Annotated in this window: 20 protein-coding genes; 7 read left to right on the top strand and 13 right to left on the bottom strand. The window is 69.6% G+C overall.

Annotated elements, in window-relative coordinates; genetic code table 11:
- The 7 genes from ACFTZB_RS25115 to ACFTZB_RS25085 form a co-directional block, all read right to left on the bottom strand.
- A partial coding sequence (locus ACFTZB_RS25115; protein ID WP_378435134.1) for an enoyl-CoA hydratase-related protein occupies positions 1-281 on the bottom strand: 281 nt, incomplete at its 3' end.
- Entirely contained in the window at positions 281-1,441 is a 1,161-nt protein-coding gene (locus ACFTZB_RS25110; protein ID WP_378435132.1) for an acyl-CoA dehydrogenase family protein, read from the bottom strand. The genes ACFTZB_RS25115 and ACFTZB_RS25110, both read right to left, overlap by 1 nt.
- Positions 1,438-3,444, bottom strand: a complete 2,007-nt coding sequence (locus ACFTZB_RS25105; RefSeq protein ID WP_378435137.1) for an acetyl/propionyl/methylcrotonyl-CoA carboxylase subunit alpha — start codon at positions 3,442-3,444, stop codon at positions 1,438-1,440. Before ACFTZB_RS25105 ends, ACFTZB_RS25110 begins: the two co-directional genes overlap by 4 nt.
- Before the next feature lie 40 nt (positions 3,445-3,484).
- On the bottom strand, positions 3,485-5,083 hold the full coding sequence (locus ACFTZB_RS25100) for an acyl-CoA carboxylase subunit beta (protein ID WP_378435130.1): 1,599 nt from the start codon (positions 5,081-5,083) through the stop codon (positions 3,485-3,487).
- The gene (locus ACFTZB_RS25095; RefSeq protein ID WP_378435128.1) at positions 5,080-6,228 is read right to left on the bottom strand and encodes an acyl-CoA dehydrogenase family protein; all 1,149 of its coding nucleotides are present in this window, start codon (positions 6,226-6,228) and stop codon (positions 5,080-5,082) included. Before ACFTZB_RS25095 ends, ACFTZB_RS25100 begins: the two co-directional genes overlap by 4 nt.
- Positions 6,225-7,931, bottom strand: coding sequence for an acyclic terpene utilization AtuA family protein (locus ACFTZB_RS25090; RefSeq protein WP_378435126.1), 1,707 nt, complete (start codon positions 7,929-7,931; stop codon positions 6,225-6,227). Before ACFTZB_RS25090 ends, ACFTZB_RS25095 begins: the two co-directional genes overlap by 4 nt.
- Positions 7,928-8,719: a TIGR03084 family metal-binding protein gene (locus ACFTZB_RS25085; RefSeq protein WP_378435124.1), complete on the bottom strand. Its 792-nt coding sequence runs from the start codon at positions 8,717-8,719 to the stop codon at positions 7,928-7,930. The genes ACFTZB_RS25090 and ACFTZB_RS25085 overlap by 4 nt, the downstream gene beginning before the upstream one ends.
- Positions 8,720-8,810: 91 nt before the next feature.
- On the opposite strand from ACFTZB_RS25085, the gene ACFTZB_RS25080 reads away from it, so the two are divergent.
- From ACFTZB_RS25080 to pepN, 4 genes are read left to right on the top strand one after another with little or no spacing between them, the layout of a single operon-like run.
- Positions 8,811-9,665, top strand: a complete 855-nt coding sequence (locus ACFTZB_RS25080) for an SDR family oxidoreductase (protein ID WP_378435122.1) — start codon at positions 8,811-8,813, stop codon at positions 9,663-9,665.
- Between the two features lie 56 nt (positions 9,666-9,721).
- Complete coding sequence (locus tag ACFTZB_RS25075) at positions 9,722-10,522, top strand: crotonase/enoyl-CoA hydratase family protein (protein WP_378435120.1); 801 nt, start codon at positions 9,722-9,724, stop codon at positions 10,520-10,522.
- 19 nt (positions 10,523-10,541) lie between these two features.
- Entirely contained in the window at positions 10,542-11,396 is an 855-nt protein-coding gene (locus ACFTZB_RS25070; protein ID WP_378435118.1) for a DMT family transporter, read from the top strand.
- 37 nt (positions 11,397-11,433) lie between these two features.
- Positions 11,434-13,938, top strand: a complete 2,505-nt coding sequence (gene pepN / locus ACFTZB_RS25065; RefSeq protein ID WP_378435116.1) for an aminopeptidase N — start codon at positions 11,434-11,436, stop codon at positions 13,936-13,938.
- Here the strand turns inward: pepN and ACFTZB_RS25060 are convergent.
- The gene (locus ACFTZB_RS25060) at positions 13,928-15,370 is read right to left on the bottom strand and encodes an FAD-dependent oxidoreductase (RefSeq protein ID WP_378435114.1); all 1,443 of its coding nucleotides are present in this window, start codon (positions 15,368-15,370) and stop codon (positions 13,928-13,930) included. The genes pepN and ACFTZB_RS25060 overlap by 11 nt on opposite strands.
- Before the next feature lie 105 nt (positions 15,371-15,475).
- On the opposite strand from ACFTZB_RS25060, the gene ACFTZB_RS25055 reads away from it, so the two are divergent.
- A complete protein-coding gene (locus ACFTZB_RS25055) occupies positions 15,476-16,036 on the top strand; it encodes a TetR family transcriptional regulator (RefSeq protein WP_378435112.1) in 561 nt (186 codons plus the stop codon).
- Positions 16,037-16,040: 4 nt separating this feature from the next.
- Here ACFTZB_RS25055 and ACFTZB_RS25050 read toward each other — a convergent pair whose 3' ends face one another.
- Positions 16,041-16,346 carry a hypothetical protein gene (locus ACFTZB_RS25050; protein ID WP_378435110.1) on the bottom strand — a complete coding sequence of 102 codons (306 nt, stop codon included), beginning with the start codon at positions 16,344-16,346 and terminating at the stop codon, positions 16,041-16,043.
- An 82-nt stretch (positions 16,347-16,428) separates the two neighbouring features.
- On the bottom strand, positions 16,429-17,631 hold the full coding sequence (locus ACFTZB_RS25045) for an adenylate cyclase regulatory domain-containing protein (RefSeq protein WP_378435108.1): 1,203 nt from the start codon (positions 17,629-17,631) through the stop codon (positions 16,429-16,431).
- An 89-nt stretch (positions 17,632-17,720) separates the two neighbouring features.
- Here ACFTZB_RS25045 and ACFTZB_RS25040 point away from each other — a divergent pair, with 89 nt between their 5' ends.
- Together ACFTZB_RS25040 and ACFTZB_RS25035 are read left to right on the top strand one after the other, a co-directional pair.
- Positions 17,721-18,035 carry a TetR family transcriptional regulator gene (locus ACFTZB_RS25040; protein ID WP_378435105.1) on the top strand — a complete coding sequence of 105 codons (315 nt, stop codon included), beginning with the start codon at positions 17,721-17,723 and terminating at the stop codon, positions 18,033-18,035.
- Between the two features lie 4 nt (positions 18,036-18,039).
- Entirely contained in the window at positions 18,040-18,984 is a 945-nt protein-coding gene (locus tag ACFTZB_RS25035; RefSeq protein WP_378435103.1) for a serine/threonine dehydratase, read from the top strand.
- Positions 18,985-18,998: 14 nt separating this feature from the next.
- Here the strand turns inward: ACFTZB_RS25035 and ACFTZB_RS25030 are convergent, their stop codons facing one another.
- Genes ACFTZB_RS25030 through ACFTZB_RS25020 form a run of 3 tightly spaced genes read right to left on the bottom strand, consistent with a single transcriptional unit; the run spans position 18,999 to position 21,523 of the window.
- Positions 18,999-19,976: a pirin family protein gene (locus ACFTZB_RS25030; protein WP_378435101.1), complete on the bottom strand. Its 978-nt coding sequence runs from the start codon at positions 19,974-19,976 to the stop codon at positions 18,999-19,001.
- 19 nt (positions 19,977-19,995) lie between these two features.
- Positions 19,996-20,442: a MarR family winged helix-turn-helix transcriptional regulator gene (locus ACFTZB_RS25025; RefSeq protein WP_378435099.1), complete on the bottom strand. Its 447-nt coding sequence runs from the start codon at positions 20,440-20,442 to the stop codon at positions 19,996-19,998.
- Positions 20,426-21,523: an LLM class flavin-dependent oxidoreductase gene (locus ACFTZB_RS25020; protein WP_378435097.1), complete on the bottom strand. Its 1,098-nt coding sequence runs from the start codon at positions 21,521-21,523 to the stop codon at positions 20,426-20,428. The genes ACFTZB_RS25025 and ACFTZB_RS25020 overlap by 17 nt, the downstream gene beginning before the upstream one ends.
- Positions 21,524-21,620: the final 97 nt, after the last annotated feature.

Below are 21,620 nucleotides of genomic sequence, written 5' to 3'. Positions count from 1 at the left end.
AGTCCGGCCATCTGCCGGGTGCGCGCGCCGACGTCGCCGGTCGTCTCGCTCAGATCCGCCCCGGCGCAGAACGTGCCGCCGGTGTGGGTGAGGACGACGCCGCGGACGTCGTTGTCCGCGGCGGCGTCCCGCAATCCCTGCAGCAGTTCGTCCACGAGCCTGCCGGAGATCGCGTTCCTGTTGTGGGGTGAATCGAGGGTAAGGGTGGCGAATCCTCGATCCACCTCGTACCGGACGTACCGGTCGGCTTCCACGTCGGTCATGTGCTGTCCGTTCGACATCAGTACGACTTCGGCAGCCCGAGCGAGTGCTGGGCGACGAAGTTGAGGACCATTTCCCTGCTCACCGGGGCGACGCGTCCGATGCGTGCCGCGCCGAGCATCGCCGCGAGACCGTATTCCTTGGTCAGGCCCGCGCCGCCGTGCGTCTGGACGGCCTGGTCGAGTGCTTTGATGCCGGCCTCGGCGGCCGCGTACTTGGCCATGTTGGCGGCCTCGGCGGCGCCGAAGTCGTCGCCGCTGTCGTACAGCACGGCCGCCTTCTGCATCATCAGCTTGGCGAGTTCGAGTTCGATCTTGATCTGCGCCAGCGGATGCGAGATGCCCTGGTGCGCGCCGATCGGCTCCTTCCACACCGTGCGCTCCTTCGCGAACCGGACCGCGGCGTCCAGCGCGTAGCGGCCCATGCCGATCGCCATCGACGCGCCGAGGATGCGTTCGGGGTTGAGACCGGCGAACAGCTGCATCAGGGCGGCATCGGCCTCGCCGACGAGCGCGTCGGCGGGCAGCCTGACGTCGTCGAGGAACAGCATGAACTGGTGGTCGGGCTCGACGATGTCCATCTCCATCGGCGTCTTCACGAAATTCTCGGCGTCGGTGGGGACGATGAACAGCGCGGGCTTCAGCTTGCCGGTCTTCGAGTCCTCGGTCCGCGCGACGATCAGGACGGCGTCGGCCTGGTCGACGCCGGAGATGTAGATCTTGTTCCCCGACAGCAGCCAGTCCTCACCGTCTCGCCTCGCGGTGGTCGAGATCTGATGCGAGTTGGACCCCGCGTCGGCCTCCGTGATGCCGAACGCCATGATCTTCGAGCCGTCGGCGAGACCGGGAAGCCACTTCTGCTTCTGGTCCGCCGTGCCGTACTTGCCGATGATCGTGCCGCAGATGGCGGGCGAGACGACCACCAGCAGGAGGCCCGCGCCGTGGGCGGCGAGTTCCTCCTGGACGAGCGCCAGTTCGTAGATGCCCGCGCCGCCGCCCCCGTATTCCTCGGGGAGGTTGACGCCGAGGAAGCCGAGTTTGCCCGCCTCGTTCCACAATTCGGTGAGTGGTTCGCCGCGCCGCGCCCGCGGCAGCACGTAGTCGACGTAGTTGAAGCGTTCCCCGAGCTTCGACACGGAGGCGCGGAGTTCCTTCTGTTCTTCGGTTTCGATGAAGCTCATGATTCTCCTTCGGCGTGCGCTGCTTCGACTACTGCCAGGACCGTTCCCACGTCGACCTGCGTGCCGACGGTCACGGACAGTTCGGTGAGGACACCGGACGCCGGTGCCTTGATCGTGTGTTCCATCTTCATCGCCTCGAGCCATACGACCGGCTGGCCGGCAGTCACCGCATCGCCGACCTCGGCGCCGACGCGGATCACGGAACCCGGCATCGGCGCGAGCAGGGAGCCCTCGGCGACGACGGCACTCGGGTCGGTGAATCGCGGTGCGGCGTGCAGGCTCACGGGCCCCAGGGCGGAGTCGACGAACACGTCGTCCCCGTACCGGAACACCTCGAACGCCCGGCGCAGGCCCGCGACATTTAGTGCGACGTGCCGTGCCGTCGCCGACACGAGCGAGACGTCGTCGAAACCCTCCGCCTTCAGCCCGTACCGGGTGTGCAGGTACCGGATCTCGACGTCTCCGCCGGTGCCGGTGAACGTCTTGCACTGCGGCGAGGACGCCAGGTTGCGCCAGCCGCTGGGCAGCGAGGAGTTCACTGTCGCGACGTCCCGGTTGTGCGCGGCGTCCGCGAGGGCCGCGGCCAGCGCCGACAGCCGCTCGGTCTCCGCCGTCGCCAGCGGCTGCGCCAGCACGTCCAGTCCGTGGGTGTCGAAGAAGGCGGTGTCGGTGTCGCCAGCGAGGAACGCCGGGTGGCGGAGCACGTTGACGAGCAGGTCGCGGTTGGTGCGCAGACCGTGGATCTGCGCGCGGCCCAGCGCCGTCGCCAGCCGGGTCGCCGCCTGCGTGCGGGTGGGCGCGAACGAGATGATCTTCGCGAGCATCGGGTCGTAGTGCACACCGACGGTGGACCCGTCGACCACACCGGAGTCGAGGCGGATGCCCGGTGTGCGGAGAACGTCGAATTCGGCCGCGCTGCCTGGTAGCGCCAGCCGGTGGACCGGCCCGCTCTGCGGCTGCCAGTTCTGCGCGGGATCTTCGGCGTACAGCCGGACCTCGATGGAATGGCCGGACACGGCGGGCGAATCCGCGTCGAGTGCGAGTCCCGACGCCACCTGCAGTTGCAGGTCCACGAGGTCGAGGCCGGTGGTGCATTCGGTGACCGGGTGCTCCACCTGCAGCCGGGTGTTCATCTCCAGAAAGAAGAAGTCCCCCCCGGTGTCGTCTTCCCCTCGCTCCGCTCGACCGGTCGCCAGGAACTCGACCGTCCCCGCCCCCTCGTAGTCGATGGCCTTCGCCGCGAGCCGGGCGGCCTCGAACAGCCGCTCCCGCATTCCGGGGACGGCCTCGACCAGCGGCGACGGCGCCTCCTCCACGACCTTCTGGTGCCGGCGCTGGATGGAGCATTCGCGCTCTCCCACCGCCCACACGGTTCCGTGCCGGTCGGCCATCACCTGGACCTCGATGTGCCTGCCCGTTTCGAGGTAGCGCTCGCAGAAGACGGTCGGGTCGCCGAACGCCGACTGCGCTTCGCGCCGCGCGCCTTCCAGTTGTTCCGGGAGGTCCACGAGTTCACGCACGACGCGCATGCCACGTCCGCCGCCGCCGGCGGACGCCTTGACCAGCACCGGCAGATCGGCTTCGGTGACGGCGCCGGGGTCGAGTTCGGCGAGCACCGGGACCCCGGCGGCGGCCATCAACTTCTTGGACTCGACCTTGGAGCCCATCATCTCGATGGCGGGCGCGGGCGGTCCGATCCACGTCAGCCCCGCATCGTGGACGGCGCGCGCGAATTCCGCGTTCTCGGACAGGAACCCGTAGCCGGGGTGGATGGCGTCGGCACCGGCGAGGAGCGCGGCCTCGACGACGAGGTCACCGCGCAGGTAGGTGTCGGCCGGACTGTTGCCCGGCAACCGGACCGCGGCGTCGGCCTCGGTGACGTGCGGGCTGAGCGCGTCGGCGTCCGAGAACACGGCGACGGTCCCGATGCCTGAGCGGCGGCAGGTGGCGAAGATGCGGCGGGCGATCTCGCCGCGGTTTGCAACCAGTACGGACTGGATCATGGCGGGGGCGAGCGGAGCGACGGGGTCGGTCATCAGTGCCTCACATTCGGAAGACGCCGAAGTTCTCGGCGCCTTCGATCGGGGCGTTGGCAATGGCCGACAGGCACATTCCCACCACGGTGCGGGTGTCGCGCGGGTCGATGACGCCGTCGTCGTAGAGGCGACCGGACAGGAACATCGGCACCGATTCGGCCTCGATCTGGTTTTCGATCATCGCGCGCATCCCGGCGTCGGCCTCTTCGTCGAACGCCTGCCCCCGCGCCTCGGCGGAGGCACGGCTGACGATGGAGATGACACCGGCCAGTTGCGCGCCGCCCATCACGGCGGATTTGGAACTCGGCCAGGCGAACAGGAATCGGGGGTCGAACGCGCGCCCGCACATCCCGTAGTGGCCGGCGCCGTACGACGCACCGAGCAGGATCGAGATGTGCGGGACGGTGGAGTTGGAGACGGCGTTGATCATCATCGACCCGTGCTTGATCATCCCGCCTTCCTCGTACTCCTTGCCGACCATGTAGCCGGTCGTGTTGTGCAGGAACAGCAGCGGGGTGTTCGAGCGGTTGGCCAGCTGGATGAACTGGGTGGCCTTCTGCGATTCCTCGCTGAACAGCACACCCCGCGCGTTGGCGAGGATGCCCACCGGATACCCGTGCAACTCGGCCCAGCCGGTGACGAGGGACGATCCGTACATCGGCTTGAACTCGTCGAAGTCGGAGCCGTCGACGATGCGGGCGATGACCTCGCGGGGGTCGAACGGGATCTTGAGGTCGGCGGGGACGATGCCCAGGAGTTCCTCGGGATCCTCGAGCGGTTCGACGACCTCCGCGCGCGGCGCCGGGCCCTGTTTCTTCCAGTTCAGGCGTTTGACGATGCTGCGCCCGATCCGGATGGCGTCCTGCTCGTCGACGGCGAAGTAGTCGGCGAGACCGGACTTGCGGGCGTGCATCTCGGCGCCCCCGAGGGTTTCGTCGTCGGATTCCTCACCGGTGGCCATCTTGACCAGGGGCGGCCCGGCGAGGAATACCTTGGACCGTTCCTTGATCATGACGACGTGATCGGACATGCCGGGGATGTACGCGCCGCCGGCCGTCGAGTTGCCGAAGACGAGGGCGATGGTCGGGATGCCCGCCGCGGACAGCTGTGTGAGGTCGCGGAACATGCGGCCACCGGGGATGAACACTTCCTTCTGGGTGGGAAGGTCGGCGCCGCCGGATTCCACGAGGGAGATGACGGGGAGCCGGTTCTGCCGGGCGATGTCGTTGGCGCGGAATCCCTTCCGCAACGTCCACGGATTGCTGGTGCCGCCGCGGACCGTCGGGTCGTTGGCGACGATCAGGCATTCGACGCCTTCCACGACCCCGATGCCGACGACGGTGCTGGCGCCGACTGGGAAGTCGCTGCCCCACGCCGCGAGCGGGCACAGTTCGAGGAACGGTGAATCCGGGTCGAGGAGCAGTTCGATGCGCTCCCTGGCGAGGAGTTTGCCGCGCTTCTTGTGCCGCTCGGTGTACTTCTCGCCGCCGCCCGCGAGTGCCTTCGCGTGCTCGGTGTCGATCTCGGCGAGTTTCTCCGTCATGGCCCTGGCCGCCGCGGCATACTCCTCCGAACCGGTGTCCAGGGTGGATGTCAACGTGGTCATGCTTGATACCCCAATCGCTTGGCCGCGAGCCCCGTCAGGATCTCGGTGGTGCCGCCACCGATTCCGAGGATCCGCATGTCGCGGTATTGCCGTTCCACTTCGCTCTCCCGCATGTAGCCGAGGCCGCCGAACAGCTGGACGGCCTGGTTGGCCACCCACTCCCCCGCCTCGACGGCGGTGTTCTTCGCGAAGCAGACCTCCGCGATGAAGTCCTCGTTCGACACGAGCGACCGTTCCACCAGCGCTCTCGTGTAGACGCGGGCCACGTCGGTTCGGCGCGCCATCTCGGTGACCGTGTTCTGCACCGGCTGCCTGCTGATCAGGGGACGGCCGAATGTCTCGCGGTCGCGTACCCACTGCAGCGTCAGGTCGAGGCACCGCTGCGCGCTGGAGTAGGCCTGCGCGGCGAGGGCGATGCGCTCGGTGAGGAACGCCTGGGCGATCTGCGCGAACCCGCTGTTCTCCTCGCCGACGAGGTTGGCGGCGGGTACCCGCGCGTCGACGAACGACAGTTCGGCCGTGTCCGACGCACGCCATCCCATCTTGTCGAGTTTGCGCGCCACCTCGAATCCGGGTGTGCCCTTCTCGATCACGAGGAGTGAGACCCCGGACGCGCCGGGGCCGCCGGTGCGGACGGCGGTGACCACGAAGTCGGCGCGGACGGCGGACGTGATGAACGTCTTGGACCCGTTGACAACGAAGTGGTCGCCGTCGCGGACCGCGGTGGTCCGCAGGTGCCCGACGTCGGAACCGCCGCCGGGTTCGGTGATGGCGAGCGAGCCGATGAGTTCGCCGCGCAGGGTGGGGCGGACCCACTTCTCGATCTGGTCCGGATCTCCGGCAGCCGCGAGGTGCGGCAGTGCGATCCCCGACGTGAACAGGGAAGCGAACACACCGCCCGACGCACCCGCCTGGTGGAATTCCTCGCAGATCAGCACCGCGTCGACGAGGTCACCGCCCTCACCTCCGACGGATTCGGGGAAGCCGGCGCCGAGCAGTCCCAGTTCGGCGGCCTCACGGTGGAGGGTGCGGGGCAGTTCGCCGTCGCGCTCCCACTCGTCCAGGTTGGGCAGTATCTTTCGTTCGACGAAGCTGCGCACGGTCTTGCGCAGGTCCTGCCGCTCGGGTGTGTCCCACACGCTCACAACGGTGTCCCTTCGGGTAGAAGTGCTGTGGGTATGTCGAGGTGCCGGGACCTCAGCCATTCGCCGAGGCCCTTGGCCTGCGGGTCGAACCGAGCCTGGGACGCGACGCCCTGCCCGAGGATTCCCTCGATCACGAAGTTGACGGCGCGCAGTTTCGGCAGCACGTACCTCGTGACGGTGAGATCGGCGGCCTCCGGGAGCAGGCGCTTCACCTCGTCGACGGTCAGTGCGTGGACCAGCCACCGCCACTGCTCGTCGGTGCGCACCCACACACCGACGTTCGCGTTGCCGCCCTTGTCGCCGCTGCGCGCCCCGGCAACGGTGCCGAGCGCGATCCGGATCGTGGGTTCGGCGCCGCGCGGCTCCGGGAGCGCGGGCTCGTCGACGTCCGCGAGTTCCCGGACGTCGGTGGCGGGTTCGATGTCGACGCGGGTACCGTCCGGCAGCACCGCGACGTGTGGCACCTCCTTTGCGTACACGTAGCCGGGGGTGAACACCCCGTAGGGCTGCCCCTGACCGGGCGGTGCCGTCAATGTGAATCCGGGGTAGCTGGCGAGGGCCATTTCTACTGCGACGGAGGAGAATCCGCGACCGACGGCGTTGGCGTCGGGGTCCCGGACCACGCAGCGCAGCAGCGCGCTGGCCGCCTCCTCGGTGTCGGCGTCCGTGTGGTCGGTGCGAGCGAGCGACCAATCGAGTTCGGCGGGCCGGGTGGGCAGCCACCCCTCGAGTTGCCGCTTCACGAGCGCTGCCTTGGCCTCGATGTCGAGGCCGGTGAGCACGAACACGGCCTCGTTGCGGAAACCGGCGAGCGTGTTCAGCGACACCTTGAGCTGCGGCGGCGGCGCCTCCCCGGTGACGCCGCTGATCCGGACCCGGTCCGGGCCGTTTTGTGACAGTGCGGCGGTGTCGATCCGCGCGGTCACGTCGGGACCGGCGTAGCGGCCACCGGTGATCTCGTACAGCAACTGCGCGGTGACGGTGCCGACGGTGACGGCGCCGCCCGTGCCGGGATGCTTGGTGATGACGGACGACCCGTCCGAGTCGATCTCGGCGATCGGGAATCCGGGTCGGTCGAGGTCGTCGATCTCGGTGAAGAACGCGTAGTTGCCGCCCGTCGCCTGCGTGCCGCACTCGATGACGTGCCCGGCCACCACGGCACCGGCGAGCTGATCGACGGCGTCTCGCTGCCAGCCGAAATGCGCGGCTGCAGGGCCCACGATCACGGACGCGTCGGTGACCCGCCCGGTGACGACGACGTCGGCGCCGGCGTTCAGGCATTCGACGATGCCCCACGCGCCGAGGTAGGCGTTGGCGGTGAGCGGGCTGCCCAGCCCCAGTTCGGCGGCCCGGCCGATGAGGTCGTCCCCTTCGACGTGGGCGATCTTCGCCTGCAGCCCCAGCTTGTCATTCACCTCCCGCAATGCGTCCGCGAGACCGGCCGGGTTGAGGCCGCCGGCGTTCGCGACGATGCGGACTCCCCTGTCGAGGGCCAACCCGAGGCAGTCCTCCGCCTGACGCAGGAACGTCTTGGCGTAGCCGCGGTTCGGGTCCTTCATGCGGTCGCGGCCGAGGATCAGCATGGTGAGTTCGGCGAGGTAGTCGCCGGTCAGGTAGTCGAGTTCGCCGCCCTCGAGCATCTCGCGCATCGCCGACAGACGATCGCCGTAGAAGCCGGAGCAGTTGCCGATCCGCACGGTCATCGGGTTCCCGCCTCACGGCCGCCGCCCGCCGGGCCCGCGAAGGCCTGAGCGATGTTCAGCCACGCGTCGGCGTCCGCGCCGGTGGCCTCGAGGGTGAGGTCGGCACGGTTCGCGCGCTGGGTGACGAGAAGGCAGAAGTCCTCGGCGGGACCGGTGACCTTCTGCGCGGCGTCCTCGGGACCCCACGTCCAGACGGACACCCCGTCGGGGGCGGTGAGTTCGACGCGGAACTCCTCCGCGGGCGGGGCGAGTTCGTTGACGGCGTAGGCGAAGTCGCGGGTGCGGACGCCGAGGTGGGCGATGCTCTTCAACCGCTCGGTGGGCTTGCGAGGCACTCTGAGCGCGTCGGCGACATCCTGGCCGTGCGCCCAGGTCTCCATCAACCGGGCGGTCGCCATCGACGCCGCCTTCATCGGCGGGCCGTACCAGAGGATCTTCTGCCCGGGCGGCACCGCCAGGAGGGCCTCCGCGAGTCGGTTCCGCGCCGAACGCCACGCCGCCAGGAGTTCCGCGGGTGCGCGCCGGGCGTGTTCGGCGGCGCCGGCGTCGACGAATCCACCGGGGTTCGCGGCGGCCACCGTCAGCTGCTCGGTGAAGCCGTCGGGGTCGGTGATCGCCAGCAGCGCGGCCTCGTCGGTCCACAGCAGATGCCCGATCTGGTGGGCGATGGTCCAGCCCTGCGCCGGTGTCGGATCGGCCCAGCGGGTGTCGGGGAGGTCGGCGACGAGCGCGTCCAGCGAGTCGTTCTCGGCGCACAGATCATCGATGAACCTCTGCAGTTCAGCCATGCGACCAGCATCACACCGTCCCGATAAAAAAGCAAGCACGATTGATTGTTATTCGGCTGCGGTTCGCTCGGCGAGCTGACATCCTGGTCACGTGATCCGACAGATGCTCACCCAGGCCGCGCTCAACCCACTCCCCACCCCGCGCACCCTGGCAGCCCGACTGGTCCCGGGAACGGGCCACACCGTCGCCGGCAAGCGGATCCTCGTCACCGGCGGTTCCTCCGGCGTCGGCGAGGCGGCGGCACGCCGGCTCGCGACCCTCGGCGCGGAGGTCGTCCTCGTCGCCCGTGGCTCCGACGCCCTCGAGTCGGTGCGCGATGACATCCTGCGGTCGGGTTGCGACGCCCACGCCGTCCCGTGCGACCTCACGGACCCCGAGTCCGTCGACGCCCTCGTCGCGCGGGTGCTCGGGGAGATCGGACCCGTCGACGTACTCGTCAACAACGCCGGACGGTCGATCCGGCGGACCGTGGAGGACTCGCTGGACCGCTTCCACGACTTCGAACGCACCATGGCGGTCAACTACTTCGGCTCGACGCGGCTGACCCTGAAGTTGCTCCCGTCGATGCTCGAGCGCGGCGAGGGGCACGTCATCAACGTCGCGACGTGGGGTGTGCCGGCCGGGGTCATGCCGAAGTTCTCGGCCTACCACGCGTCCAAGGCGGCCGTCGGTGCGTTCGGCCGCAGCCTCGGCGCCGAACTGCGCGACCGCGGGATCTCGGTGACCACCCTCGACTTCCCGTTGGTCCGCACACCGATGATCGCGCCCACCACGGACTACGACGCGATGGCGGCACTGACTCCCGAGCAGGCGGCGGAATGGTTCGTCACGGCGGTGCGCACCCGCCCGATCGAACTGCTCCCCGGTTACGCCGAAGTGTTCCGGCTGCTCGGCACGTTCGCGCCGTCCGCGACCGACGCACTGGTGCGGCGCACCGGCATCTGAGCGGGTGACAGACTGGGACGGTCTCGAATCCGCGCTCACACCCGAGGGAGTCGTCCATGACCGACGCCGTGCTCACCACCCGCGAAGGCGACATCGTCACCTGGACGCTCAACCGCCCGGAGGCCCGTAATCCCATCTCCGAGCCGGACGTGATCGAGGCGCTCGAGAATGCGGTGGCCGACGTCAACGGTGATCCCAGTGTGCGCGCCGCGATCGTCACCGGTGCCGGTTCGGCGTTCTCCTCCGGCGGCAACGTCAAGCACATGCGCGACCGCGCGGGAATGTTCGGCGGCTCCCCCGCCGACCTGCGTCAGGGCTACCGGCACGGCATCCAGCGCATCCCGCTCGCCCTCTACCACTGCGAGGTGCCGACCATCGCCGCCGTCAACGGACCCGCGATCGGCGCCGGCTGCGACCTGTCGCTGATGTGCGACATGCGGATCGCCTCCACGGCCGCCGTGTTCGCCGAGAGCTTCGTCAAGGTCGGACTCGTTCCCGGCGACGGCGGCGCCTGGTTCCTTCCGCAGGCCGTGGGGATGGCGCGGGCCAGCGAGATGGCGTTCACCGGCGACGCGATCGACGCCGCGAAGGCGCTCGAATGGGGACTCGTCTCGCAGGTCGTCGAACCCGGAGAACTCCACGACGCGGCACGGGCACTCGCCGACCGCGTGGCGGTCAACCCGCCGCAGGTGCTGCGAATGACCAAGAAACTGCTGCGCGAGGGCCGTCACCAGAGCCTCGAGAGCCTCCTCGAACTGTCGGCGGCCATGCAGTCGCTCGCCCACCACACCGCGGACCATCACGAGGCCGTCGGCGCGATGCTCGACCGTCGCACTCCGAACTTCACCGGCCGGTGACCCCGGGCAGCGCACACCCGTGACAGCCGCGCCGCGCAGTCAACTTCTCCCCGTCGTCTCGGTCCTCGGATCGGTACTGTCCGTCCAGTTCGGTGCCGCATTCGCGAGCACGCTGTTCGATGCGGTCGGCGCGGGCGGCGCCGTGTCCCTGCGCCTGACGATTGCGGCGATCATCCTCGGGGTGATCGTGCGACCGCGGTGGCGACGGTGGACACGCACGCAGCAGCAGGGTGTTCTCGCACTCGGAGTGGCGCTCGCCGTGATGAACTCGGCGTTCTACGAGGCACTCGCGCGGCTCCCGCTCGGCACGGCGGTCACCATCGAATTCCTGGGTCCGCTCACCCTCGCCGCCGTGCTGTCGCGGAGACTGCAGGACGGTGTGTGGGTGCTCGCGGCACTGACCGGGGTGGTCCTGCTCGGCCTGCGCGAGAACTCGGGCGCCGAGTCCCTCGACCTCGTGGGAGTGGGCTTCGCCCTCGTCGCCGGAACGGCCTGGGCCGGCTACATCGTCGCCGGCTCCCACCTCGCCGCGAGGATACCCAGTGCGGACGGCCTGGCCGGGGCGAGCATCGTCGCAGCGGTGCTGACGATTCCGCTCGGCGCGGTGTCGGGTGGCACCGCACTGTTCGACCCCAGGATCCTGGCCGTCGGCGCGGCGGTGGCCCTGCTGTCCTCGGTGATTCCGTACTCGCTCGAACTGCGGGCGCTGCGGGTGATGAGCAAGAAGGTGTTCGCCGTACTCATCGCGCTGGAACCGGCGGCCGCGACCCTCGCCGGGGTGATCGTGCTCGGGCAGGTCCTCGGGCTGCAGTCGCTCGCCGCGATCGCGCTCGTCGTCGCGGCGGGCGTCGGTTCCGTGCTGAGCAACCGGTAGCGGCACGGACGACGGGCCCGGCTGGCAGGATCGACCCGTGAGCACCGCGAACCTGACCCGAGCCGAAACCGCCGAACGTTCCCGCGCGATCGACGTTCTCGGCTATCGAGTGGAACTGGACATCCTCGGCGCCGTCGACCCGGAGGTCGGGACGTTCGCGACCACGACCACCGTCGAGTTCACCGCGAGCACGTCCACGACCTGGCTCGACTTCCTCGGGGCCGGCGTGGAGTCCGTGACGGTCAACGGAGCAAGCGTCCCCGTCGACTACGACGGCGCCCGCATCGCGTTGAGCGGGCTGCGGGAATCGAACGTCGTGACCGTGGCCGCCCGCGGCGAGTACAGCCGTTCCGGTGAGGGCCTGCACCGATACCTCGACCCGGCAGACGGGCAGACGTACCTCTACACGCAGTACGAACCGGCGGACGCGCGGCGGGTGTTCGCGTGCTTCGAGCAGCCGGACCTGAAGGCGCCGTTCACGTTCGTCGTCACCGCGCCGCACGGGTGGGAGGTGGTCTCCAACCGGGAGATCGCCGAACGGGTGGACACGACCGACGGCCAGGTCGTCACGTTCGCGCCGACCCTGCCGATCTCCACGTACATCACCGCGATCGTGGCCGGGCCCTACCACCGGGTGAACGCGGAGTGGAGCGGCGGCGATCTCACGATCCCGCTGGGCGTCCTCTGCCGGGCGTCGCTCGCGCAGTACCTCGACGCCGACACGATCTTCGAGATCACCCGGCAGGGGCTGGGATTCTTCGCCGAGGGTTTCGACTACCCGTACCCGTTCGGCAAGTACGACCAGGTGTTCGTCCCCGAGTACAACCTCGGGGCGATGGAGAACCCGGGCTGCGTGACGTTCACCGAGGCGTACGTGTTCCGCGGCGCCGCCACGGATTCCCAGTACGAGGGCCGCGCGAACACGATCCTGCACGAGATGGCCCACATGTGGTTCGGCGACCTCGTCACGATGGTGTGGTGGGACGACCTGTGGCTCAAGGAGTCGTTCGCCGACTACATGGGCGCACTGGCGAACGCGGAGGCCACCCGGTGGACCGACGCGTGGGTGGCCTTCGCCAACCGCCGCAAGGCGTGGGCGTACCTGCAGGACCAGCTGCCGACGACGCATCCGATCGTCGCGGACATCGTGGACCTCGAGGCCGCGAAACTGAACTTCGACGGCATCACGTACGCGAAGGGCGCCAGTGTCCTCAAGCAACTCGTCGCGTACGCCGGGCGGGAGGCGTTCTTCGAGGGGGCGCGCCGCTACTTCCGCGCCCACGCGTTCGGGAACACCACTCTCACGGATCTGCTGACGGAGCTGTCGGCGACGTCGGGCCGGGACCTGACGAGCTGGGCACGCGCCTGGTTGCAGACCACCGGGGTGTCGGCGCTGAGCCTGGAACGGGACGCCGACGGGCGCGCCGCGATCGTGCAGACCGATCCGCGCCCACATCGGCTCGGCGTGGGGCGCTACGACTTCGACGCGGCGGGCGATCTCGTGTGTGTACAGCGGGTCGAGGTCGACCTCGGGGACGCCCGCACTCCGATCGACCTCGACGACGCGCCGCTCGTGGTGCTCAACGACGCAGACCCGACGTACGCGAAGGTGCGGTTGGACGAACGATCGCTGAGCACCGTCGAGCGGTCCCTCGACCGGGTGCGGGACCCGCTGGCGCGCGGCCTGATCTGGTCGTCGCTGTGGAACACGACCCGCGACAGCGAACTGGGCGCGACGCGGTATCTGTCGATGGCCCAGCGGTTCTCCCCTGCGGAATCGCACCTGACGCTGCTCACGTCCGTGCTGGCCAACGCCCCGTACGCGATCGAGCACTACCTGCCCGAGAGTGCGCGCGGCGCCGCGCGCCGCGGGTGGCTCGACCACACGTGGCGTGCATTGTGGGACGCCCCGCCTGCGTCGGGGAGCCAACTCGCCTGGGCACGTGCGGTGGCGGCCGCCGCCGAGGTGGACGACAGTCGCGCGGAGGACATCCGGTCGCTGCTCGACACTGACGGGCGGGCACCGACCGGGTTGTCGCTCGACCCGGACCTGCGGTGGGCGCTGAGGGGCGCGCTCGCCGCCACCGGGCACGCCGGCATGGCGGACCTCGACGGTGAACTGCGCCGCGACGACACCGGTTCCGGCCGCACCGCGTACCTGCGGGCGACGTTCTCGCGACCGGACCCGGACGTGAAGGCGAAGGCCTGGGACGCGATCTTCCACGACCGCACCTTGTCCAACGACCATCTCGGCGCGATCATCGCCGGGTTCCGCGCAGGCGCCCGGAAGGACCTCGTCGCGGGATACGCCGCCGACTACTTCGCGTCGATCCGCTCGGTGTGGGAGACGCGCAGCATCGAGATCGCCCGGCGGATCGTGGTCGGGTTGTTCCCGGCCGCGACGAACCTCGACGCGGCGGACGAATGGCTCGCGAGTAACACCGATGCGCCCGCCGCGCTGCGCCGGCTGGTGCTCGAGCAGCGGGATCACCTCGCGCGGGACCTGCGGGCGCAAGCCTTCAACTCGGAGGTCACCGGCTGACCGACCCGGTCCCGATCGCGGTGCGGGCGGTCCAGCGTTCCAGGACACCCCGCCACAGCCCCGATGCACTGTCACCCGCCCACGCGACGTACCCGTCGGGACGCACGAGCAGTGCGGGCCCGGCATCGGTCCTGGTCACCGCGTGAATGCCACCGGGAACAGGCACCCCCGGCTCGGTGACCAGGACGAATCCGCCCGAGCGCAGCACCTCGTACAGCCGGCCGGCGTCGGTGGGCACGTCCTCGGCCCGTCGGCCGACCAGGGCGCTGTCGCCGGCGTCGTGGCCGTAGCCGATTCCGATACCCGAGAACATCCGCGCCACCGCGTCGCCGATCGGCGGAAAGCCGAGAAGCGCTGCCACCGCGCCGTTCCGCAACTTCCGCAGAATCCACGGCCGCACGGTCATCATGCGCATCGTGGTTCCGCTCGACCGCAGCACCAGCCGCCCCACCGGGTGCCGTTCGGAGTGGTAGGTGTCGAGCACCGCGTCGTCCGCACCGCCCAGAACGGCCGCGAGTTTCCAGCCGAGATTCATCGCGTCCTGAATCCCGGTGTTCATCCCCTGGCCGCCTGCCGGTGAATGCACGTGGGCGGCATCGCCTGCGAGGAACACCCGGCCCGTCCGGTATTGCGGGACCTGCCGTTCGTCGCTGTGGAATCGCGACTGCCACCGCACGTCGCCGAGTCCGTAGTCCGTGCCCATCGCGAGTCGGATGGTGCTGCGCAGTTCCTCCCGGTCCACGGGGGCGCTGTCGTCCACCTGATGTCGGCGGTTCCACGCGATCACGCGAAACACGTTGTCGCCGTATGGCGCGATGAAGGCGAATCCGTCGCGGACGGCGTTGACGGTCACGAGGTTGTCCGGCGGGTTCGCGAGTTCGACGTCGGCGAGCATGATCGACCGTAGTACGGCCCTGCCTGGGAACGATTGCCCGATCATCGTCCGCACCACGCTGTGCGCGCCGTCCGCACCGATCGCGTACGCCGCGTGGAACGTGCTGTCGCGTCCCGATCCGTCGTGGCCGTGAACGCGGACGCCGTCCCCGTCCTGCTCCACCCCGGTGACTGTGAATCCCCGGACGAAGTCGGCGCCGCGCTCCCGGGCGTGCGACTCGAGGAGGGCGTCGACGTTCTGTTGGGGCGTGACGAGGACGTACGGGAAGCGGGACCGCAGGCGCCCGAGGTTCAGAGCTGCGCCGCGCCACAGTTTCAGGCCCGGTGAGGCGGCGCCGGTGGCCACGAGACGGTCGGCGAGTCCGCGGGCGTCGAGCAGTTCGAGAGTGCGGGCGTGGACGCCGAATGCGCGGCTGAGGGTCGACGGCGCGGCGCGTTTGTCGAGCACCGTCACGGATCGGCCCGCCGTCGCCAACTCGGCCGCGAGCATGCATCCGGTGGGCCCCGCGCCGATCACCACCACGTCGATGTGCTTCATGACGCCCGCCTCCGATCGAAAGGTTCCCAGCAAGTCAACAACTGTTGACTTTGACGGTAGACGCATCCCGACGTCAGGTCAACAGTTGTTGACTACACTTCGGGAATGCCCGAACGCCGCGCCCGCTCCGCCGTCGCCACCCGCGCCGCGATCCTCGACGCGGCCCGCGCCCGGTTCGGCGCCGACGGTTACGAACGCACGACGATGCGCGCCGTCGCATCGGACGTGGGCGTCGACCCCGCACTCGTGGTCCGGTACTTCACCAACAAGGAGTCGCTGTTCGCCGAGGCCGCCGAATTCGACCTGCACCTCCCCGACCTCCACGACGTTCCCGTGCACGAACTCGCGAGCGTGCTGATGCCGCGCTTCTTCGCGGTGTGGGAGAACGACGGCGCGTTCCTCCCCCTGCTCCGCGCGGCGGCCAGCAGTCCGCGGGCCGCCGAGGCGATGTTGCAGGCCTTCGCCCGCCAGGTGGCGCCCGCACTCGCAGCGGTCGCGGCCGATCACGCCGACGAGCGCGCGGCCCTCGTCGGGTCGCAGGTCCTCGGACTCGCCTTCTCCCGCTACGTACTCCGGGTGCCGCCCCTCGCGGGCATGACCCACGAACAACTGATGCGGTGGGTCGGGCCCGTGCTCGAGTACTACCTCACCGCGGAACCCCGATAGCCCCCTACCGGTGATGCCTGCCGCCGTTCAGCATCCAGCGGGCGTCGAGTTCACTCGTGCTGCGGCGGTGCCGCCGGATGGTGAACGACGTGATCGGCAACCGCTCGACGACGCTCGCATCGGCCCGCGGATCACCCGCAATCCCCTGTTCGAGAACCGAATACGCGGTGTGGTTGACCGAATGGACGGCCAGCCGGAGGGCGTCGAGCGCCGTCGGCCTCGGCCCGAACGCGGCGAGCGTGTGACCGCCGTCCACCGCGGTCTCCACCACTGCGTAGAAATGCCAGTCTGCGCCCGAATCGCCAGTCATGTTGCGCCTCGCTCGATGTGCTTCTGTGAGCTGTGCCATGACCGTATCGCGAGGGTACGACACGTTTCCGGCGGCGCGTCGGTCAGGCCACGGAACGACGGCCGATCCCGAAAAGCTTCTGTGGGGCATCGATTCCCTCGAGCCGGTGACTGCCCGCCGGTTCGCCCCAGAACTCGTCGCCGTCCAGTTCGTCGTAGAACTCCCCCGTCACGACCACCTCCTGGGACGGCGCGACCGTGACGACGCGCCCGGCCATGGCGACCGGCCTGCCGAACCAGTCGCCTGCGCTCGGTACCGCCGTGCCCCAGGCGATCCCGGCCCGCAACTGCGGGAGCCCCTCGGCGCGCGCGGCCTGCACGAGGTCGAGCGCGACGTGCGCCAGCGCGTTGGGATCGGGCGAGACCATCATGACGGCGTCCCCGATCGTCTTCACCAGACGCACCGGCGGCGACACCAGATCCGTGGCCACCCGGTCGAGGCGCTCGGCCACCCGGCCCAGATCGGCGGGCTCCGCCTGCTCCCCGAGCAACGTGAATCCGACGAGTTCGGCGAAACAGACCCCGACGTCCTGCGCACCCCGCACCTGGAGGTTCGAGTCGCCCGCGATCCCCACCGCGTCGGACCGCAGTTGATGGCGCAGAGCCGTGGCGATGAGGTGCGCCAGGATCTGCGCCTCGAAATCCACGATGCGACGCATCTCCACCGCGTACCGCAGGGCCACCTCGGGGTGTTCGCGCGACGCCTCGAGCCGCTCCTGCAGGAGCGAGTCCGCGGCGCCGGCGACCGTCCAGAGGTTGCGGCCGAGGACCCGAGCGGCGGCGAAGATGGCGCTCTCCTCGAGCCCCAGATCCCGGTACTGCTCGAGTCCGCGCGCGAGGTCGAGGTCGCCGTCGTCGTAGAACGTGCCGTCCGCCGACGCACCCCGGCCGATCGCCCGGAACCACCGGCGGGCGTCGTCGACGGTGACGCCCACCTTCCCGGCGATGTCGTCGATGCTGTACCGGCCCTTCGGCGACAGCGCGTGCTCGAGCACCAGGTATGCGAGGCGATCGCCGCGCGCGGCGCCGCGAAGGTCGTCGATCGACGCCCCATCCTCGATGAGGGTGTTCAGCACCCCCATGCGCGCGGACCGGTCCGGTCCGCTGAGCCCGTCGAGGAGGCCGGCTCGCTCGAACTCGTGGAGCAGCGACGGCGGCGGACCGGGACGTCGCAACGGGCGGGTCGGCGGGGACACCAGACGTCCCGTCCGGGGCGGGATCCGTCGGGGCTGTCGCGGAGTGCGCACGTCCTCATCGTCTCAGGAACGACGTCGCCCTTCGCCGGAATCCTCCGAACTCACTGTCCCCAGGACCGCGACCGAACTAGATTCGGTATGTGCCGATTCAGAGTCTGTTACTGGACGTGGCGGAGGGCCATTTCGCCCGCCGCGGCGTCCTCGGCACCCGGCTGGCCGACATCCGGCACGAGGCCGGGGTCAGCGTGGGAGCCGTCTACCACCACTTCCCGAACAAGGAAGAGCTGTACGTGCAAGTCTGGCTGCGGGCGCTCGCCGGGCGTCGACGAGCGGGCCGACCCCACCGCGGTCGCGCCCGAACTGGCGCGCGCCGCGTGGGATTCGCTACGGAATCAGGAGTAGAGGGACACGATCACGCAGCCGCGCCGGCCGCGGCGCGCGGGATGACACGATGACACCATGGCTGACTCCGTCGATCGCAGATCCGTGGACAGGGCGCGTGAGCGCATCACCGGCCTGATCCGGCGGACACCCACGTTCCGCACCACCGTGCCCACCGTTCACGGCGCCGTGCCGGTGATCTTCAAACTCGAATTCCTGCAGTACGGCGGCTCGTTCAAGGTACGGGGCAGCCTCAACGCGCTGTTGCACGCCGAGGAGGACGGCCGCCTCGACGACGCAGGCGTCGTCATCGCATCCGGCGGGAACGCCGCCATCGGGGCTGCGTGGGCGTCACGGCTCCGTGGTGTGAAGTGCACGGTGGTCGTCCCCGTCACGGCACCCGACGTCAAGATCGACAAGCTCATCGCGCTCGGCGCGGACGTGCGCACGGTCGGCGACCGGTACGCCGAGGCGGCCGAGTACGCGAGGGAACTCGCCGCGTCCTCGAACGCACTCGCCCTGCACGCCTACGATCTCCCCGACATCGTCGCCGGGGCGGGCACCATCGCACTCGAGATCCAGGACGACGTCGCCGAGCCGCTGTCCTATGTGATCGCCGTCGGCGGCGGCGGACTGCTGGCCGGCGTCATCGCCGGCAGCGGCGAGGACGACAGCATCTTCGGCGTGGAACCGCGCGGAGCGGCGACGCTGCACTCCGCGGTCGCCGCCCGGGAACCCGCGGATATCGACATCGACAGCATCGCCGGCGATTCGCTCGGTGCCACCCGGATCGGGTCCATCGCCTGGGAGACGGTCCGCTCGCGGCCCGTCTCCAGCCTGATCGTCGACGACGAAACCCTGATCGACGCGCGAACGCTGCTGTGGGAGGAATTCCGGATCGTCGTCGAGCACGGCACCGCGGCGGCGCTCGCCGCGATCGTCACCGGACAACTCCGCCCCGCCGGCGACACACCGCTCTGCGTGGTGCTGTGCGGCGCCAACACGTCGCTGACCAGTTACTGATCCGGCCAGGGCCCTCAGCCGCGTGGTTTCAGACGGCTGTTCGGCAGTTCGGGGGCGGGCAGCGGATCACCGTCGTAGCCCTCGACCGTGCCGAACCGGGGGTCGGCGGGGACCGCACCCCGGAGTTCGGACTGCCACTCGCGGCGGTAGCCGACGATGTCCTCGTGGCTGCGGCCGAGGAAGTTCCACCACATGATCACCTGCTCGCCGAGCGGCTCGCCGCCGAGCACCAGCAGCCGCGCCCGGGTACCGCCCGTGTTGCGCAGCACCACCAGCGACTCGCCGGGCGGCTGATAGCCGAGTTCCGCCCACCGCAGCGTGGTCCCACGCAGCTGCACCTCACCCTCGTCCACGAGCACCCCCACCTCGAAGCCGCGCTCGATGTCGAGGGTGAGATCCGCACCCGGCTCCAGCAGGATCTCCGCACCGAGCAGCGGTGTGAACGTGCGCACCGGCGACGTGGAGCCCACCGTGCTTCCGAGGAACACCCGCACCGTCGCCCCGCCCCTGACGACCGGGTCGGGCGCGTACGTCTCGAATGCCGGCTCCGCGTCCTGCGCCGACGCCGGCAACGCCACCCACAGTTGCGCGCCGTGCAGGATCCGCGTCTGCGGTGTCGACACCTCGGAGTGCGCGATCCCTCGCCCCGCGGTCATCAGGTTGACCTCACCGGGTCGCACCATCGCGTGCGAGCCGATGCTGTCGCGGTGTTCGATCTCGCCGGTGAACAGCCAGCTCACCGTCTGCAGTCCCGTGTGCGGGTGCGGCGGCACGTTCATCCCGCCCGTCTTCGCGACGTCGTCCGGACCGTAGTGGTCGGCGAAGCACCAGGCGCCGATCAGCGAACGGTCGCGTTGCGGGAGGGTGCGCCGGACCGGCATCGCGCGGGGGCCGCCGAGCGGGACCTCGCGCGCGCCGAGCACCTGGATGCCGCCGCCGTCGGGGTGCGATTCGCACCGCTCTTCCACCGTGTTCGTCTCCAGATTGCTCACTGCTCCATCGTGCCTTTCGTCAGTCCTGTGCGCCGCGCAGTTTCGCGCAGAGTTGGGTGAGCGTGTCGAATTCGTTGTCGGACAGTGCCGGGCCCACGTGCCGCCGGATGCTCGCCGCGTGCCTGCGTCCGACGGACTTCTGCACGCGCGCACCCTCCGCGGTCAGTGCGACGACGGTCCCGCGGCGGTCGCCGGGATCGCACTCCCTGGTGACGTACCCGGAGCCGGCCAGCCGCTCGACGAGCCTGCTCAGCGAGGGCTGGCTGAGCAGGATCTCCCGATTGAGGTCGTGCAGGCGCAGTCGGCGCTCGGGCGCCCGGCCGAGGGTGAACAGCACGTCGTACTCGCGCATGCTCAGCTCGTCCCACACGTCGTCGGCGGCGAGGTTCCGCATCACCGCGACCTGCGCGCGGAACAGCGCCTCCCACGCCTCGGCCGCCCGTTCGGTCCTACTGACGGGCGGCATCGACCGGCTCGCGATCGGACTTCATCGACGCGTGCGTCGGCGGGTTGTCCGGCACCCCGGCAGGCCTGCGGGCGGCGAACTCCTTGCGCAGCACGGGCACGACCTCGCCGCCGAGCAGGTCCAGCTGCTCGAGCACCGTCTTCAGGGGAAGTCCCGCGTGGTCGACGAGGAACAACTGGCGCTGGTAGTCGCCGAAGAAGTCGGCGAACGTCAGGGTCTTCTCGATCACCTGCTCAGGCGTGCCGACGGTCAGCGGGGTCTGGTCCGTGAAGTCCTCGAGGCTCGGCCCGTGACCGTAGACCGGGGCGTTGTCGAAGTAGGGCCGGAACTCGTCGACGGCGTCCTTGGCGTTGCGGCGCATGAACACCTGCCCGCCCAGTCCGACGATCGCCTGGTCGGCGCGACCGTGACCGTAGTGCTCGTACCGCTCGCGGTAGAGGTTGATCAGGGCGATGTAGTGCTCCTTGGGCCAGAAAATGTTGTTGGCGAAGAAGCCGTCGCCGTGGAATGCAGCGATCTCGGCGATCTCCGGGCTGCGGATCGACCCGTGCCAGACGAACGGCGGGATCCCGTCGAGCGGGCGCGGCGTGGACGTGAAGCCCTGCAGCGGGGTGCGGAACTGCCCCTGCCAGTCCACGACGTCCTCGTCCCACAGTCGGCGCAGCAACCGGTAGTGCTCGAGCGCCAGCGGGATGCCCTGCCGGATGTCCTGGCCGAACCACGGATAGACGGGGGCCGTATTTCCGCGGCCCATCATCAGATCCACCCGGCCGTCCGCGAGGTGCTGCAGCATCGCGTAGTCCTCGGCGATCTTCACCGGGTCGTTGGTGGTGATCAGCGTCGTGGACGTGGACAGGATGATCTTCTCGGTCTGCGCGGCGAGGTAGCCCAGCATGGTGGTGGGCGACGACGGCACGAACGGCGGGTTGTGGTGCTCTCCGGTGGCGAACACGTCGAGTCCGACGTCCTCGGCGTGCTTGGCGATGGTCGTCATCGCCGTGATGCGCTCGTGCTCGGTGGGGGTGCGGCCGGTAGTGGGATCGGCCGTGACGTCGCCGACGGTGAAGATTCCGAACTGCATAGCTGTTCCTCTCGCGTCAGAACTCCATGCATTTGCATGAACCTATTGCAACATTCAACCACTTCGGCCTATTCCGGAAACGGCCGAGGGCGGCAAG

Source organism: Rhodococcus sp. NPDC057014, assembly GCF_042673295.1.
Lineage (GTDB): Bacteria > Actinomycetota > Actinomycetes > Mycobacteriales > Mycobacteriaceae > Rhodococcus_F.
The sequence above is the reverse complement of the archived record's forward strand: the minus strand, read 5'-3'. Positions and strand labels throughout refer to the sequence as shown.

Bases quoted from the DNA above. Each gene is read 5' to 3' on its own strand.
- ACFTZB_RS25085 (WP_378435124.1), bottom strand. From the start codon at position 8,719: ATGGCTGAACTGCAGAGGTTCATCGATGATCTGTGCGCCGAGAACGAC.
- ACFTZB_RS25090 (WP_378435126.1), bottom strand. From the start codon at position 7,931: ATGACCGTGCGGATCGGCAACTGCTCCGGCTTCTACGGCGATCGTCTG.
- ACFTZB_RS25055 (WP_378435112.1), top strand. From the start codon at position 15,476: ATGCCCGAACGCCGCGCCCGCTCCGCCGTCGCCACCCGCGCCGCGATC.
- ACFTZB_RS25020 (WP_378435097.1), bottom strand. From the start codon at position 21,523: ATGCAGTTCGGAATCTTCACCGTCGGCGACGTCACGGCCGATCCCACT.
- ACFTZB_RS25035 (WP_378435103.1), top strand. From the start codon at position 18,040: ATGGCTGACTCCGTCGATCGCAGATCCGTGGACAGGGCGCGTGAGCGC.
- ACFTZB_RS25025 (WP_378435099.1), bottom strand. From the start codon at position 20,442: ATGCCGCCCGTCAGTAGGACCGAACGGGCGGCCGAGGCGTGGGAGGCG.
- ACFTZB_RS25105 (WP_378435137.1), bottom strand. From the start codon at position 3,444: ATGATCCAGTCCGTACTGGTTGCAAACCGCGGCGAGATCGCCCGCCGC.
- ACFTZB_RS25100 (WP_378435130.1), bottom strand. From the start codon at position 5,083: ATGACCACGTTGACATCCACCCTGGACACCGGTTCGGAGGAGTATGCC.
- ACFTZB_RS25110 (WP_378435132.1), bottom strand. From the start codon at position 1,441: ATGAGCTTCATCGAAACCGAAGAACAGAAGGAACTCCGCGCCTCCGTG.
- ACFTZB_RS25050 (WP_378435110.1), bottom strand. From the start codon at position 16,346: ATGACTGGCGATTCGGGCGCAGACTGGCATTTCTACGCAGTGGTGGAG.
- ACFTZB_RS25075 (WP_378435120.1), top strand. From the start codon at position 9,722: ATGACCGACGCCGTGCTCACCACCCGCGAAGGCGACATCGTCACCTGG.
- ACFTZB_RS25060 (WP_378435114.1), bottom strand. From the start codon at position 15,370: ATGAAGCACATCGACGTGGTGGTGATCGGCGCGGGGCCCACCGGATGC.